The sequence below is a fragment of the Bacillus sp. AP50 genome (assembly GCF_040492675.1).
Lineage (GTDB): Bacteria > Bacillota > Bacilli > Bacillales > Bacillaceae_G > Bacillus_A > Bacillus_A cereus.
Genome location: NZ_JBEUTW010000058.1, coordinates 1 through 14,046 on the forward strand (window position 1 = coordinate 1; position 14,046 = coordinate 14,046).

Here is a 14,046-nt window from a genome sequence, read left to right on the forward strand (position 1 = left end):
GAGAGTAGGACGTCGCCAAGCTATTTATATTGTCGCGGGGTGGAGCAGCACGGTAGCTCGTCGGGCTCATAACCCGAAGGTCGCAGGTTCAAATCCTGTCCCCGCAACCAAATGGTCCCGTGGTGTAGTGGTTAACATGCCTGCCTGTCACGCAGGAGATCGCCGGTTCGACCCCGGTCGGGACCGCCATTTCATATAAAGAAAAGAACGAAACAAGTTGTTTCGTATTTTTTTATTTGTTTTAACAAAAAACTAATAAAGACAGTCAAACTATCCTTAGGACAACTCCTAAGGACTTTTTTATATATTCAAAACCTGTATAATAAAGAGCAGAGAACATTGTGAGTAAAGTAGGTGAAGTCTGTGAGTAAATATGAAGTAACAACAAAATCTTCTGAGGAAACACAAAGGTTATCAGAAAAACTAGGTAAGCTCGTAGAGGCACAAGACGTAATTATTTTAGAAGGAGATCTTGGAGCTGGTAAGACGACTTTTACAAAGGGACTAGCAAAAGGTCTTGGAGTGAAAAGAGTTGTAAATAGTCCTACCTTTAATATCATCAAAGAATATAAAGGAAGATTACCGCTATATCATATGGACGTGTATCGCTTAGCAGAAAGTGAAGAGGACTTAGGCTTTGATGAATATTTCTACGGTGAAGGAATTACGGTAGTAGAATGGGCTCATTTAATAGAAGCATATTTACCGAATGAAAAGTTACAAATTAGTTTATTCCATGCTGGAGATGACACAAGAAAAATTATACTTGAGCCAATTGGAGATCGCTATATTAGATTATGTGAGGAGCTATTACAAGATGAAAGTACTAGCAATTGATACTTCAAATTACGTAATGGGTGTATCCCTTATTGAGGAAGGAAACGTAATTGGGGAAATCATTACAAATTTAACAAAAAACCATTCTGTACGTCTTATGCCAGCTGTAGAGAAACTGTTAAAAGAGTGTGGCGTAAAACCGAAGGAATTAACTAAAATCGTTGTAGCTGCTGGACCTGGATCCTATACAGGTGTTCGCATAGGCGTGACAGCGGCGAAAACATTAGCTTGGTCACTTCAAATACCAATTGTAGGTGTATCAAGTTTAGAGGTAGTAGCTGCAAACGGTGCTAACTTTAACGGGTTAATTTGTCCTTTATTTGATGGAAGACGTAGGCAAATTTATACTGGGTTATATACATATGAAGGAGAGCAGTTAACTTCAATAGAAGAAGACCGAATTATTCTTATTGTGGACTGGTTGCAAATGTTAAAAGATAAAGGACAGCCTGTTTTATTTATCGGTAACGATGTTAAATTGCATAAAGAAACAATTATAGAACATTTAGGTGATCAAGCTGTATTCGCTCCATTTACTAAAAATAACCCAAGACCAAGTGAGCTAGCATTCTTAGGATTACAAAAAGAAGAACAAGATGTGCATACGTTTGTTCCAAGCTATCTTCGTTTAGCTGAAGCTGAAACAAAGTGGTTAGAAAGTCAAAACAAGTAGGAGCTTGCAGAAGATGGATATGATATTTAGAAAGATGGAGCTTGATGATATTGCTCAAATTGTAGCTATTGAAGAAGCGTCTTTTTCAACTCCTTGGACTGCAGATGCCTTTCACCGTGAATTAACGATGAATGAACATGCACATTATATTGTGTTAGAAAAAGATGGTCGTGTAGTCGGGTATTGTGGATTGTGGATAATTATTGATGAATCACATATAACAAATATAGCTATTTTGCCAGAATACCGAGGTCAAAAGTTAGGAGATGCCCTATTGAAAGCAGTTATTTCTGAAGCGAAAGAACTAGGGGTAAAAACAATGACACTTGAAGTACGTGTATCAAATGAAGTAGCAAAGCAGTTATACAGAAAATACGGATTTCAAAATGGTGGGATTCGTAAACGATACTATGCAGACAATCAGGAAGATGGTCTCGTAATGTGGGTGAATATATAATGGAAAAAAATACGATTATACTTGGTATTGAAACAAGTTGTGATGAAACAGCAGTAGCAGTTGTTAAAAATGGAACGGAAATTATTGCGAATGTCGTTGCATCACAAATTGAAAGTCATAAACGTTTTGGCGGCGTTGTACCAGAGATTGCATCCCGTCATCATGTAGAAGAAATTACAGTTGTGTTAGAAGAAGCTTTAAAGGAAGCAAACATCACATTTGATGATATTGATGCAATTGCTGTAACAGAAGGTCCTGGTTTAGTAGGAGCACTTCTAATTGGAGTAAATGCAGCGAAGGCAGTAGCGTTTGCACATGATATTCCGTTAGTCGGTGTTCATCATATTGCTGGTCATATTTATGCGAACCGTTTAGTAAAAGAAGTTCAATTCCCGTTATTATCACTTGTTGTATCTGGTGGGCATACGGAACTTGTTTATATGAAAGAACATGGTTCATTCGAAGTAATTGGTGAAACACGAGACGATGCAGCTGGAGAAGCATATGATAAAGTAGCTCGTACGTTATCTATGCCATATCCAGGTGGTCCTCATATTGATCGCCTTGCACATGAAGGAGAACCGACAATTGATTTGCCTCGTGCATGGCTAGAACCGGATTCATATGATTTTAGCTTTAGTGGATTGAAATCAGCAGTTATCAACACTGTGCATAACGCAAAACAACGCGGTATAGAAATTGCGCCAGAAGATTTAGCGGCAAGTTTCCAAGAAAGTGTAATAGATGTACTTGTAACGAAAGCAGCTCGTGCAGCAGAAGCTTATAATGTAAAGCAATTACTTCTTGCTGGTGGAGTAGCTGCTAATAAAGGACTTCGTGCGCGATTAGAAGAGGAATTTGCACAAAAAGAAAACATTGAATTAATTATTCCGCCGCTATCTTTATGCACAGATAATGCAGCGATGATTGCAGCGGCAGGGACAATTGCTTATGAACAAGGTAAGCGTGCAACATTAGCCTTAAATGCAAATCCAGGATTAGATATTGAAGCATAGTTATACACATAATTAACCACAGGTTGTGGATAAAACCCATATTGTCTGTTGATAATGTGGGTTTTATTGTGTATATAAAATGTTGATAACTTTTTTATTGATTGTGGATAATGTGGAAAAGTTATTTTAAGGTTTATTTTATAAAGGTGGATATGTGTATAAACTTGTGGATAAATAGGATGATGTCAGACCTTTGAGTTTGTTCTTTTTCGGGAAATAAAAAGTAAGAAGATATCCCCGAAAAACATTTTGAAACATCCCCCTATTATAGAAGATGCTAATATTGTCAATCTTTGTCGTTAAATCGATATCCTTTATTGAATCGTTGATATATTGCAAATTGTGATAGATATATTCGAAAAATCGTTGATATATTGCAAGTTACGATAGATATATTCGAAAAATCGTTAATATAATTTCATTTACCGACATGTATATATATGATTTACCGAAAACAAACAAGGATGTCACTCAGTCAAAAAAGTGACATCCCTGTTTTTAATTCTCAGCAGAATAAATAATATCTAAATTCCCGTTTTGATCGGTTTTGAAAATCGGGGCAATTTGCTCTTCTTGCTCTTCGACCGAAACAAGTTTTCGAGCACGATCCATAATTCGAACAAGCATCGCGTAATCTTCTTCGATTGCTTGTTGTTTTTTTGTGAGTACCGCTAATTTCGTTTCAAGTTCATGATTCGTTTTTTGCAGAGAAGTGAGCTGAGCTTGTAATACATCATTTTCAGTTTGCAACTTTGCGAGTGAAGGGTTATTATGCTCCAAGTTTTGCAAAAATGAGATGACATTTTGCATCGTAAGTTCTTGTTTACTTGGCGTAATATCTTCAGAAAACTCAGCATCGATTACGAGTTGTTTCGTTTTCGTGAACTGATTTTTTTCTATTTTAGCTTCAGAGCGCTTTAATTCTTTACGTTGTTTCTTCGCAAGCTGCACAGCATCTTCGTAATTCGGTCTTACTTCAGCATTCCATCTAAAGCCGCAAGCTGCTGAAGTCCGGTTCAACGTATCGCCGACTTCATCAAATGCTTTTATTTGTGTACTTCCGCTGCGAATATGTCGTAAAACAGTTTCTGCTAAAAGGAGATCATCTTCTTTTGTCCATGCATCTTGACGTGTTTTCATAAGCGAAGCCTCCATAATGGTGACGTTTTCGTTTATGTTACCCTTTATTTTTCGTTTTATTCGAAGTTTGTAATCTTTCATAAACAGTAGAAAGTGCTTGCTCAAATTTCCCTGTCGTTTTCGGTTTATAATATTGCTTGTTTTTTATTTTATCAGGTAAGTATTGTTGCCTTACCCAGCCGTTTGGATGGTCGTGTGGATATAAATATCCAATGCCTCTTCCAAGTGATTCTGCGCCTTTGTAATGACTATCTTTTAAATGGCTTGGAATGTCACCTGTTTGACCGTTGCGTAAATCGTGTAATGCAGCATCAAGTGCTTTATAAGCTGAATTTGATTTTGGTGATAAGCATAGCTCGATAACGGCATTTGCAAGTGGGATGCGTGCTTCTGGGAATCCAACTCGTTCAGCTGATTCAATTGCAGCTAGTGTACGTGGTCCAGCTTGTGGGCTAGCAAGTCCAATATCTTCATAAGCCATAATAAGAAGGCGTCTGCCAATACTTTGTAAATCACCTGCTTCAATAAGGCGTGCTAAATAATGGAGCGCTGCATTTACATCACTTCCGCGCACTGATTTTTGAAATGCTGATAATACGTCATAATGAGCATCGCCGCCTTTGTCGTGAACGAAGCTCTTCTTTTGTAAGCATTCTTCTGCAATCTCGAGTGTGATTTCAGCCGCTTGATCGTCTGTAGTAAAGCTAGATAATACAGCAAGCTCAAGTGCGTTATAAGCGGAACGCATATCACCACCAGAGGCGTTTGCAAAGTGATGTAGTGCTTCATCTGTTACCGTTACAGCATATTCTCCAAGGCCTTTTTCTTTATCTTCTAAAGCTCTTTTTAACCCAATTAAAATATCATCTTCTGTTAGTGCGTGTAATTCGAAAATTTGACACCTGCTTCGAATAGCGGAGTTTATTGCATGGAATGGATTACTTGTCGTTGCACCAATTAAAGTAAGAAGTCCGCTTTCTAAGTGAGGTAATAGAAAGTCTTGCTTTGCTTTATCTAGACGGTGAACTTCATCTAAAATTAAAACGAGGTGTCGATGCATCTTCGCTTCTTGTACGACAACTTCCATATCTTTTTTATTGTGAGTAACAGCATTCAATAGACGAAACGGGGTACCGGTACTTCCAGCAATTGCACTGGCAATGGATGTTTTTCCTGTACCTGGAGGACCGTATAAAATCATAGATTGAAAATGATTGGCTTGGACCATTCGCCATAAAATCTTTCCTTCACCAACTAAATGTTGTTGCCCAATAATTTCTTGAATATTTGTAGGGCGCATTCGATGTGCGAGTGGTTGTTTCATTTGGACCGTCTCCCTTAATATATAATCTCGTTCTATCGTATCATTTTTTTCTACGAAATTTGAAATAGGATGCTGTTTTATGGGAAAAATAAAGGATAATATTTTCATTTTTCTTTCAATTGTAATAATTCCCGAGTTTTTCAATGTGATTTTATGTTATCATTTTGATACACAAGTTGAAATTTCTTATAATACTATATTATGCTATAATTTCATAGGATTTTAAATTGTGTTCTTTTTATAAATAAGATATAACCAATAGAAGTGAAAATTTGAAAAGAGGTGCAAAATAGATGAAAATTTCAACGAAAGGCCGCTATGGCTTAACAATTATGATTGATCTTGCAAAAAAGTTTGGTGAAGGTCCGATTTCATTAAAATCAATTGCGCAGGCACATGACTTATCGGAACATTACTTAGAGCAATTAATTTCACCACTTCGTAACGCGCGTCTAGTAAAGAGTACGCGGGGAGCATATGGCGGATATGTACTATCAGATCAGCCGGCTAACATTACAGCTGGAGATGTAATCCGTGTATTAGAGGGTCCGATTAGTGTTGTAGAAATGATAGAAGAAGAAGAACCAGCACAACGCCAATTATGGATGCGTGTTCGTGATGCGGTGCAAGAAGTGTTAGATAGTACAACGTTAGAAGATTTAGTACGTTATGAGGAAGAAAATCACGGGGGCTATATGTTTTACATTTAATTCCTTGTGAAACGATTTGGAAAGAAGGAGATTTAATGGAACGCATTTACTTAGATCATGCTGCGACATCTCCGACTCACCCAGAAGTGGTCGAAAAGATGATTCCATATATGACAGAAATATTCGGGAACCCGTCTAGTATTCACTTTTATGGACGTCAAACTCGTCACACAGTAGATGAGGCGAGAAGAGTGTGTGCACGCAGCATTCATGCGAACCCGAATGAAATTATATTTACGAGCGGTGGTACAGAAGCTGATAATTTAGCGCTTATCGGTGTAGCACGTGCGAACCGTCATAAAGGTAACCACATTATAACGACGCAAATTGAACATCATGCGATTTTGCATACGTGCGAATTGTTAGAGCGTGAAGGGTTTGAAGTGACATATTTACCTGTCGATGAAACAGGGCGCATTCAAGTTTCTGACATACAAAAGGCATTAACAGAAGAGACGATTCTTGTATCTGTTATGTTTGGGAATAATGAAGTAGGGACGATGCAACCGATTGTGGAAATAGGAAAGCTGTTAAAAGAGCATCAAGCGTATTTCCATACAGATGCGGTACAAGCTTACGGTTTAGTAGAAATTAATGTGAAAGAGTTTGGTATTGATTTATTATCAATTTCAGCTCATAAAATTAACGGGCCAAAAGGTGTAGGTTTCTTATACGCTGGTGCAAATGTGAAATTTGAACCGTTATTAATAGGCGGAGAGCAAGAAAGAAAACGCCGTGCTGGTACGGAAAATGTGCCTAGTATTGCTGGGCTTCAGTATGCAATTCTTATAGCTGAAAAAACTCGTGAGCAAAAAAATGCCCAATATGAAGAGTTTAAAGATATAATGGTATCTGTCTTCAAAAATGAAGGCATTACTTTCGAGGTAAACGGAAACTTAGAACATCGCTTACCGCATGTACTTAATGTAAGTTTTACAGGAATGAACATTGAACCGTTTCTTGTGAACTTAGACTTAGCTGGTATTGCAGTATCAAGTGGTTCTGCTTGTACAGCTGGTTCGATTGATCCATCACATGTATTAGTAGCGATGTTTGGAAAAGACTCCGATCAAATACGTTCATCCGTACGCTTTAGTTTTGGACTTGGAAATACGAAAGAGCAAATTGAAAAAGCGGCGTACGAAACAGTGAAAATCGTGAAGCGATTAACACAAAATTAGTATGGGAGGTGACATGATGAACAAACTACCTCACGAAACACGCGTTGTCATCGGAATGTCCGGTGGCGTCGATTCATCTGTAGCAGCACTTTTATTAAAAGAGCAAGGTTATGATGTAATCGGAATTTTTATGAAAAACTGGGATGATACAGATGAGAATGGTGTCTGCACAGCAACAGAAGATTACAATGATGTAATTGAAGTGTGTAACCAAATTGGTATTCCGTATTATGCAGTAAACTTTGAAAAACAATACTGGGATAAAGTATTTACGTACTTCTTAGATGAGTACCGAGCTGGTCGCACACCAAACCCAGATGTAATGTGTAATAAAGAAATTAAATTTAAAGCATTTTTAGAGCATGCAATTGCGCTTGGTGCGGATTATGTGGCAACAGGCCATTATGCACGCGTTGCTTATATGGACGGCGAATATAAAATGCTTCGCGGTGTTGATGACAATAAAGATCAAACATATTTCTTAAATCAATTAAGCCAAGAGCAATTATCAAAAACAATGTTCCCGTTAGGTGAATTAAAGAAACCGCAAATTCGTGAAATGGCGAAAGAAGCTGGCTTAGCGACAGCGGCGAAAAAAGATAGTACAGGTATTTGCTTCATTGGTGAGCGTAACTTTAAAGATTTCTTAAGTAACTACTTACCGGCACAACCAGGTGTAATGCAAACATTATCTGGTGAAGTGAAAGGGAAGCATGACGGTTTAATGTATTATACAATTGGACAACGTCATGGCCTTGGAATTGGTGGTAATGGTGACCCATGGTTTGCTGTTGGGAAAAATCTAAAAGAAAACATTTTATATGTTGATCAAGGATTCCATAACGAACTTCTATATGGTGATGAAGTTATTGCTACGAATGTAGGATGGGTAAGTAACAAAGAAAAAGAAACAGAATTTAAGTGCACGGCGAAATTCCGTTATCGTCAAGAAGACAATAAAGTAACGGTTCAAATCGTTGATGAAAATACAGTTCGTATTCTTTGTGATGAGCCAATTCGTGCAATTACACCAGGACAAGCAGTCGTTTTCTATGATGGAGATGAGTGCTTAGGCGGTGCTACAATTGATGAAGTATACCGTAGTGGTAAGAAATTGGATTATTTAGGATAAATGAGAAGCCTCTGCCGATTAGCGGTTAGAGGTTTCTTTTACATAAAGCGAATTTTCGTTCGCTTGGAAAATACATTCTTTGTTATAATTTGTTGTAGAGGTGAAGGACATGTCAAACAAACTTGAAACAGGTATTCAATATATGCAAGAAGGAAACTGGGAAGAAGCAGCTAAAAATTTTACAGAAGCAATCGAAGAAAATCCGAAAGATGCGCTTGGGTACATTAATTTTGCAAATTTATTAGACGTATTAGGTGATAGCGAGCGAGCGATTTTATTTTATAAACGTGCACTAGAGTTAGATGATAAATCTGCAGCAGCCTATTATGGTTTAGGAAATGTATATTATGGCCAAGAGCAATTTACTGAAGCGAAAGCTGTATTTGAACAAGCAATGCAAGCTGGATTACAATCAGCTGATGTAACATTTATGTTAGGTATCACACATGTACAGCTTGGAAATGATCGTCTTGCACTACCATTCTTACAAAGAGCAACAGAATTAGATGAAAACGATGTAGAAGCTGTATTCCAGTGCGGACTTTGCTTCGCGCGATTAGAACACGTTCAAGAGGCGAAACCTTATTTTGAAAAGGTATTAGAAATGGATGAGGAGCATGCAGATGCGTATTACAATTTAGGTGTTGCGTACGTATTTGAGGAAAATAATGAGAAGGCTCTCGCTTTATTTAAGAAAGCAACTGAAATTCAGCCAGATCACTTTTTAGCGGGTAATGGCGTTCGTTTATTAGAGCAAGAAGCTGAATAAGATAAAAATATAGTTTAATGGGTAGTTATCCCTCATCTAAAAAGGTGGGGGATGTACTGCTCATTAAAGTGAAAATACCGGAAAGGAGAGGAAAAATGGGAAATCAACATGCAATGGATTTGTTTGAGGAAGAGAAAAAGTTTATAAAAGCGCAAGTTCTTCATACCATTTTCCACAACGAAGAAAACCTCTATTCCGTTGTCAGTATGAAAGTCATTGAAACGAATGAAACGTATGACGAAAAGAAAGTAATGATAAACGGTCATTTTCCCCGCATGCATGAAGATGAAGTGTTTACATTGACAGGTCATTTTAAGGACCATCCAAAGTATGGAAAACAATATATGGTTGAAACATTTAAAAAAGAATTGCCGCAAACAAAAGCAGGTATGGTGCAATATTTAGCGAGTGATTTATTTAAAGGGATAGGAAAGCGTACAGCTGAAAAAATTGTGGACCATCTCGGAGAACATGCTATTTCTAAAATTATGGATGACCCTGAGGCATTAAATGGTGTTGTTAATAAACAAAAGGCTCAGGAAATATATGAGACAATTGTTGAACATCAAGGGCTAGAGAAAGTAATGAGCTTTTTAAATGGCTACGGTTTTGGAACGAAACTTTCTATTAAGATTTACCAGCAATATAAAGAGATGACATTAGAAGTGATTCGTAATAATCCGTATCAACTTATCGAAGAAGTGGACGGGATTGGTTTTGGAAGAGCGGATGATATAGGGCGTGCGTTAGGGATATCGGGTAATCATGACGACCGTGTACGCGCAGGATGTTTTTACACATTAGAGAATGTCTCATTACAACTTGGTCACGTTTATATGAGGAAAGATCAACTTGTAAGAGAAACGATGTCACTTTTAAACAATCAAGAAGGAAGAGTGACTGAGGAAGATATTATAGGTTGTATTGAAACGATGCAAAGTGAAGGGAAAGTCATCATAGAAGAAGAACGAGTGTATTTAGCAACGTTATTCTACTCTGAGAAAGGTGTTGTAAAGTCTATTCGCAGGCTTATGAATCAAGAAGAAACACCTTCATTTCCAGAAGCAGAAGTGTTAAAAACGTTAGGTGAAATTGAAGAACAACTGAACGTACAATATGCACCGTTTCAGCAAGAAGCAATTCAAACGGCACTTCATAAACCGATGATGTTATTGACAGGTGGACCAGGAACAGGGAAAACAACAGTTATTAAAGGGATTGTTGAAATGTATGCATCACTACACGGGTTATCGTTAAATCCGAATGAATACAGTGATGATAATCCATTTCCAATACTATTAACAGCTCCAACAGGAAGAGCAGCGAAGCGAATGAGTGAATCGACAGGACTTCCAGCTTGCACAATTCACCGTTTACTTGGTTGGACGCCAGAAGGATCTTTCCAGCGTAATGAAACGGATCCTGTCCAAGGTAAGCTCCTTATTATCGATGAATTTTCAATGGTTGATATTTGGCTTGCAAATCAGCTATTTAAGTCGTTGCCGACGAACATTCAAGTTATCGTTGTAGGTGACGAAGATCAGTTGCCATCTGTAGGACCTGGACAAGTATTAAAAGATTTATTAAATGCAGGCGCAGTTCCGACAGTGAAGCTTACTGAAATTTATCGTCAAGCGGAAGGCTCATCAGTGATTCAACTTGCCCATGCGATAAAAAATGGAACTCTACCACCAGATTTAGCACAAAATCAAAAAGATCGTTCATTTATCGGCTGTACAGGAGCTCAAATTGTTGAGGTTGTGAAAAAAGTTTGTGAAAATGCTAAAACAAAAGGCTTTAGCGCAAGAGAGGTACAAGTATTAGCACCGATGTACCGTGGGCCTGCTGGTATTAATGTATTAAACGAAGCGCTGCAACAAGTATTTAATCCGAAGAGGGAAAAGAGTAAAGAAATTGCTTACGGTGATGTTGTGTACCGAAGAGGCGATAAAGTACTGCAACTCGTGAATCAGCCGGAGAGCCAAGTGTTTAATGGTGATATTGGGGAAATTGTTTCGGTGTTTTATGCGAAAGAAAACGTTGAGCAACAAGATATGATTATCGTTTCATTTGACGGAATTGAGGTAACGTATACGAAGCCCGATTTAAATCAAATTACGCATGCATATTGTTGTTCTATTCATAAATCACAAGGTAGTGAATTTCCGATTGTTATTATGCCAATCGTGAAAAGTTACAACCGTATGTTACGTCGTAATTTAATTTACACGGGTATTACAAGAAGTAAGAAGTTCCTTATTATTTGCGGAGAGGAAGCAGCTTTCCAATCTGGTGTAAATCGCCTTGATGATGCAATGCGTCAAACAACCTTAGCTAGTCGCTTGCAAGAATCACAAGGAGAAGTACAGATGGTCACAGTTAATGGCGAGGAAATGGACGTGGAAAACATTTCACCGTATGATTTCATGTAACAAGGTGAAATTATATAGTGAAACTTTCAAACGCATAGCGTTGAAAGGCTCCAGTAAAATGTATAAATGAATGCAGTTTGGACATAATGGCGAATAGAATCTGGGAGACTGTAAGGAGATGAAAGCCATATGTTTATTTGTCCAAATTGCAAAGGGAAAGACATTGGAAAAATAGGTGTCAACCAATTTTATTGCTGGAATTGTTATATCGAATTATCGGTTTCAAAGGGGAAAATCCATACGCATCAAGTTGAGGAAGATGGTTCACTAAGCTCTCTTGATGATTTATTTGATGAGAATGAAAGAACGATCGGATAACGAAAAGGGGGATTTACTTTGAATCTACGCAATTCATTAATCGCATTAGGTGTTGGAGCTGCAGCATATCAATATGCTCGTAAGCAAGATGTATTTTCAAAACGCAATATGAAAAAAGCACGTAAGATGATTAAGTCTTACTTATAATCATTTCGATAAAGTGAAAAACTCCCTTGTAGACAAGGGAGTTTTTTTATGCACCCATATGCAAATAAAAAAGTCCGATCTCTGAGAAAAGATAAGATAGACCGTAGCAGCCAACGCCAAGTATTCCATACTGCCATAATTGCTTCGCTTTTTCTTTACGTGAGGAATGAATAAAGAACCCCTTCCAAATACCGAACCCGATACAAATCCATTCAAGAATCATAAAAAGTGCTGATAATCCAAGCATAAACAAAACCATAATTAGCCCTCCTGATTACATTATTTCGTGCTGTATTCTCAGGGGTGGTTGTCCTTGTTATGTTATTTATATGTACGTCTTTAAAAAACAGTATGGTCCGTATGAAAAGATTTTAAAAGTTTCGCACATAACCTACCCCATTTATTTTCAAAATAAAGGTGGAGGAGGTTTTTCATGTGAAGAATCTTAAAATCATTTGGATATATCGTTTAGGATTATTGTTACTTGTTTTTCTTTGTCTGCTCGTCTTTTTAAAAATTAAGCCGCTATGGGCACCGATTATTTTTGTATTTAAAGTAGCAATCACGCCGTTTCTTATCGCGTGTTTTATTGCGTATTTATTGCACCCTTTAATTGAAAAAATTCATAAGGAAGGGATGCCCCGTACACTTGCCATTTTGCTCATTTATATCCTTTTCTTTGGCGGAATTGGTTATGGGATTTATAAAGGAACACCAGTCGTTATTAAACAGTTACAAGAGATTAATGAACAATTTCCGCAGTTTACAAAAATGTACGATTCGTGGATGGATGGCGTTACAGAACAAACGGCGAATTTCCCTTCGTTCATTCATGAAAAGGTGAAACAACTTTTTGTGGGTGTGGAAACGAAGATTCAAGCGCTTTTAAATAAAGTGATGAGTACAGCTCGTGGTGTACTCGATTCATTGCTCATTATTTTCTTAATACCGTTCATTGTATTTTACATATTAAAAGATTATGGTGAGTTTTATCATATCTTTTGGAAACTAGTCCCAAGTAAATGGCGAGGTACGGGGCAAATGCTTGCGAAAGAAATTGATAAATCACTTGGAAGTTATATTCGAGGACAGTTATTTGTTTGTTTAGTATTAGGGGGAGTATCAGCTCTTTCTTTTTGGTTTATCGGTATGAAATATCCATTATTGCTTGGCATTATTATTGGGGTAACGGATATAATCCCGTACTTCGGTCCTATTTTAGGAGCAATCCCGACGTTAATGATTGCAGCAACAGTATCAACGAGTTTACTTATTAAGGCGGGGATCACAATTGCGATTTTGCAATTTGTGGAGAGTAACATTTTATCGCCTTACATCGTTGGTAAGTCACTTCGTATGCATCCCGTTATTATTATGCTTGCCTTACTAGTTGGGGGAGAGGTAGCTGGGATTGTAGGGTTGCTAATATCGGTTCCGATTTTAGCAGTTATTCGCACTGTCATTGTTCATGTGAGACCGCTCTTGAAAAAAGAAGATGTGTAAGTATAGAAGCCCTCTATGTAAGAAATAGAGGGCTAATCATATATTTATTTAGAAAGCTGCTCGTGTATCTTTTGAACGAGGGAGCTCACATCATTTGTTTGAATATGTTTTATTTTTTTCCATTCGTTATCATACATAAATACAATTTGATTGTTGAAAAGACGCTTTTGTTCTTTTAGATTAGAAATTTTTGCGAAAGAGAACTCTTCAAATATTGGATTCTTACTTACATCTGGCCCATAAAAGAATAGCCTTTTGTTCGTTAAAATTAGCAATCCTGGCCTTGCGACGGAACGATAAATAAATATGTCTAATGAACATGCTGCGTAAAATAATATCGTTTCGTCAGTCGCTAATATGTTTTTAGCTTTGCTAAGTAAGGTTGTCATTGTGATCGCTCCTTTATT

16 protein-coding genes and 2 tRNA genes are annotated in these 14,046 nt (G+C 37.5%); 14 read left to right on the top strand and 4 right to left on the bottom strand.

The window, feature by feature from the left end; genetic code table 11:
- Positions 1 to 33 precede the first annotated feature (33 nt).
- The 6 genes from ABWK52_RS06470 (at position 34) to tsaD (ending at position 2,983) form a co-directional block, all read left to right on the top strand.
- Positions 34 to 110, top strand: a tRNA-Met gene (locus ABWK52_RS06470).
- Positions 111 to 113: 3 nt separating this feature from the next.
- Positions 114 to 189, top strand: a tRNA-Asp gene (locus tag ABWK52_RS06475).
- A 174-nt stretch (positions 190 to 363) separates the two neighbouring features.
- Positions 364 to 837, top strand: a complete 474-nt coding sequence (gene tsaE / locus ABWK52_RS06480) for a tRNA (adenosine(37)-N6)-threonylcarbamoyltransferase complex ATPase subunit type 1 TsaE (RefSeq protein ID WP_000049648.1) — start codon at positions 364 to 366, stop codon at positions 835 to 837.
- Positions 818 to 1,510 carry a tRNA (adenosine(37)-N6)-threonylcarbamoyltransferase complex dimerization subunit type 1 TsaB gene (tsaB, locus tag ABWK52_RS06485; RefSeq protein WP_000865754.1) on the top strand — a complete coding sequence of 231 codons (693 nt, stop codon included), beginning with the start codon at positions 818 to 820 and terminating at the stop codon, positions 1,508 to 1,510. The genes tsaE and tsaB overlap by 20 nt, the downstream gene beginning before the upstream one ends.
- 13 nt (positions 1,511 to 1,523) lie before the next feature.
- Positions 1,524 to 1,967, top strand: a complete 444-nt coding sequence (rimI, locus tag ABWK52_RS06490) for a ribosomal protein S18-alanine N-acetyltransferase (RefSeq protein WP_000367190.1) — start codon at positions 1,524 to 1,526, stop codon at positions 1,965 to 1,967.
- A complete protein-coding gene (gene tsaD / locus ABWK52_RS06495) occupies positions 1,967 to 2,983 on the top strand; it encodes a tRNA (adenosine(37)-N6)-threonylcarbamoyltransferase complex transferase subunit TsaD (protein WP_000414585.1) in 1,017 nt (338 codons plus the stop codon). The genes rimI and tsaD overlap by 1 nt, the downstream gene beginning before the upstream one ends.
- A gap of 498 nt (positions 2,984 to 3,481) precedes the next feature.
- Here the strand turns inward: tsaD and ABWK52_RS06500 are convergent, their stop codons facing one another.
- Together ABWK52_RS06500 and ABWK52_RS06505 are read right to left on the bottom strand one after the other, a co-directional pair.
- Positions 3,482 to 4,123, bottom strand: coding sequence for an RsfA family transcriptional regulator (locus tag ABWK52_RS06500; RefSeq protein WP_000857722.1), 642 nt, complete (start codon positions 4,121 to 4,123; stop codon positions 3,482 to 3,484).
- A gap of 37 nt (positions 4,124 to 4,160) precedes the next feature.
- The gene (locus ABWK52_RS06505; protein WP_000812919.1) at positions 4,161 to 5,447 is read right to left on the bottom strand and encodes a replication-associated recombination protein A; all 1,287 of its coding nucleotides are present in this window, start codon (positions 5,445 to 5,447) and stop codon (positions 4,161 to 4,163) included.
- A gap of 293 nt (positions 5,448 to 5,740) precedes the next feature.
- On the opposite strand from ABWK52_RS06505, the gene cymR reads away from it, so the two are divergent.
- The 7 genes from cymR (at position 5,741) to ABWK52_RS06540 (ending at position 12,136) form a co-directional block, all read left to right on the top strand.
- Positions 5,741 to 6,157 (top strand): cysteine metabolism transcriptional regulator CymR, encoded by a 417-nt coding sequence (gene cymR / locus ABWK52_RS06510; RefSeq protein WP_000704116.1) that lies wholly within the window; start codon positions 5,741 to 5,743, stop codon positions 6,155 to 6,157.
- Between the two features lie 35 nt (positions 6,158 to 6,192).
- Positions 6,193 to 7,338 carry a cysteine desulfurase family protein gene (locus ABWK52_RS06515; RefSeq protein WP_000439893.1) on the top strand — a complete coding sequence of 382 codons (1,146 nt, stop codon included), beginning with the start codon at positions 6,193 to 6,195 and terminating at the stop codon, positions 7,336 to 7,338.
- A 16-nt stretch (positions 7,339 to 7,354) separates the two neighbouring features.
- A complete protein-coding gene (mnmA, locus tag ABWK52_RS06520) occupies positions 7,355 to 8,470 on the top strand; it encodes a tRNA 2-thiouridine(34) synthase MnmA (RefSeq protein WP_001038010.1) in 1,116 nt (371 codons plus the stop codon).
- A gap of 109 nt (positions 8,471 to 8,579) precedes the next feature.
- Complete coding sequence (locus ABWK52_RS06525; protein ID WP_000066409.1) at positions 8,580 to 9,239, top strand: tetratricopeptide repeat protein; 660 nt, start codon at positions 8,580 to 8,582, stop codon at positions 9,237 to 9,239.
- Positions 9,240 to 9,334: 95 nt separating this feature from the next.
- A complete protein-coding gene (gene recD2 / locus ABWK52_RS06530; RefSeq protein ID WP_098541534.1) occupies positions 9,335 to 11,671 on the top strand; it encodes an SF1B family DNA helicase RecD2 in 2,337 nt (778 codons plus the stop codon).
- A gap of 129 nt (positions 11,672 to 11,800) precedes the next feature.
- Positions 11,801 to 11,989, top strand: a complete 189-nt coding sequence (locus ABWK52_RS06535; RefSeq protein WP_000469281.1) for a hypothetical protein — start codon at positions 11,801 to 11,803, stop codon at positions 11,987 to 11,989.
- A gap of 18 nt (positions 11,990 to 12,007) precedes the next feature.
- The gene (locus tag ABWK52_RS06540) at positions 12,008 to 12,136 is read left to right on the top strand and encodes a YrzQ family protein (protein WP_001053553.1); all 129 of its coding nucleotides are present in this window, start codon (positions 12,008 to 12,010) and stop codon (positions 12,134 to 12,136) included.
- Between the two features lie 46 nt (positions 12,137 to 12,182).
- On the opposite strand, the gene ABWK52_RS06545 is transcribed toward ABWK52_RS06540, so the two are convergent.
- A complete protein-coding gene (locus tag ABWK52_RS06545; protein ID WP_000242535.1) occupies positions 12,183 to 12,395 on the bottom strand; it encodes a hypothetical protein in 213 nt (70 codons plus the stop codon).
- A 176-nt stretch (positions 12,396 to 12,571) separates the two neighbouring features.
- On the opposite strand from ABWK52_RS06545, the gene ABWK52_RS06550 reads away from it, so the two are divergent.
- The gene (locus tag ABWK52_RS06550) at positions 12,572 to 13,639 is read left to right on the top strand and encodes an AI-2E family transporter (protein ID WP_000793128.1); all 1,068 of its coding nucleotides are present in this window, start codon (positions 12,572 to 12,574) and stop codon (positions 13,637 to 13,639) included.
- A gap of 44 nt (positions 13,640 to 13,683) precedes the next feature.
- Here ABWK52_RS06550 and ABWK52_RS06555 read toward each other — a convergent pair whose 3' ends face one another.
- Complete coding sequence (locus ABWK52_RS06555) at positions 13,684 to 14,028, bottom strand: PH domain-containing protein (protein ID WP_353771897.1); 345 nt, start codon at positions 14,026 to 14,028, stop codon at positions 13,684 to 13,686.
- Positions 14,029 to 14,046: the final 18 nt, after the last annotated feature.

Bases quoted from the DNA above. Each gene is read 5' to 3' on its own strand.
- ABWK52_RS06500 (WP_000857722.1), bottom strand. From the start codon at position 4,123: ATGAAAACACGTCAAGATGCATGGACAAAAGAAGATGATCTCCTTTTA.
- ABWK52_RS06535 (WP_000469281.1), top strand. From the start codon at position 11,801: ATGTTTATTTGTCCAAATTGCAAAGGGAAAGACATTGGAAAAATAGGT.
- ABWK52_RS06515 (WP_000439893.1), top strand. From the start codon at position 6,193: ATGGAACGCATTTACTTAGATCATGCTGCGACATCTCCGACTCACCCA.
- ABWK52_RS06505 (WP_000812919.1), bottom strand. From the start codon at position 5,447: ATGAAACAACCACTCGCACATCGAATGCGCCCTACAAATATTCAAGAA.
- ABWK52_RS06545 (WP_000242535.1), bottom strand. From the start codon at position 12,395: ATGGTTTTGTTTATGCTTGGATTATCAGCACTTTTTATGATTCTTGAA.
- rimI (WP_000367190.1), top strand. From the start codon at position 1,524: ATGGATATGATATTTAGAAAGATGGAGCTTGATGATATTGCTCAAATT.
- mnmA (WP_001038010.1), top strand. From the start codon at position 7,355: ATGAACAAACTACCTCACGAAACACGCGTTGTCATCGGAATGTCCGGT.
- cymR (WP_000704116.1), top strand. From the start codon at position 5,741: ATGAAAATTTCAACGAAAGGCCGCTATGGCTTAACAATTATGATTGAT.
- recD2 (WP_098541534.1), top strand. From the start codon at position 9,335: ATGGGAAATCAACATGCAATGGATTTGTTTGAGGAAGAGAAAAAGTTT.
- tsaD (WP_000414585.1), top strand. From the start codon at position 1,967: ATGGAAAAAAATACGATTATACTTGGTATTGAAACAAGTTGTGATGAA.
- tsaB (WP_000865754.1), top strand. From the start codon at position 818: ATGAAAGTACTAGCAATTGATACTTCAAATTACGTAATGGGTGTATCC.
- ABWK52_RS06555 (WP_353771897.1), bottom strand. From the start codon at position 14,028: ATGACAACCTTACTTAGCAAAGCTAAAAACATATTAGCGACTGACGAA.
- ABWK52_RS06525 (WP_000066409.1), top strand. From the start codon at position 8,580: ATGTCAAACAAACTTGAAACAGGTATTCAATATATGCAAGAAGGAAAC.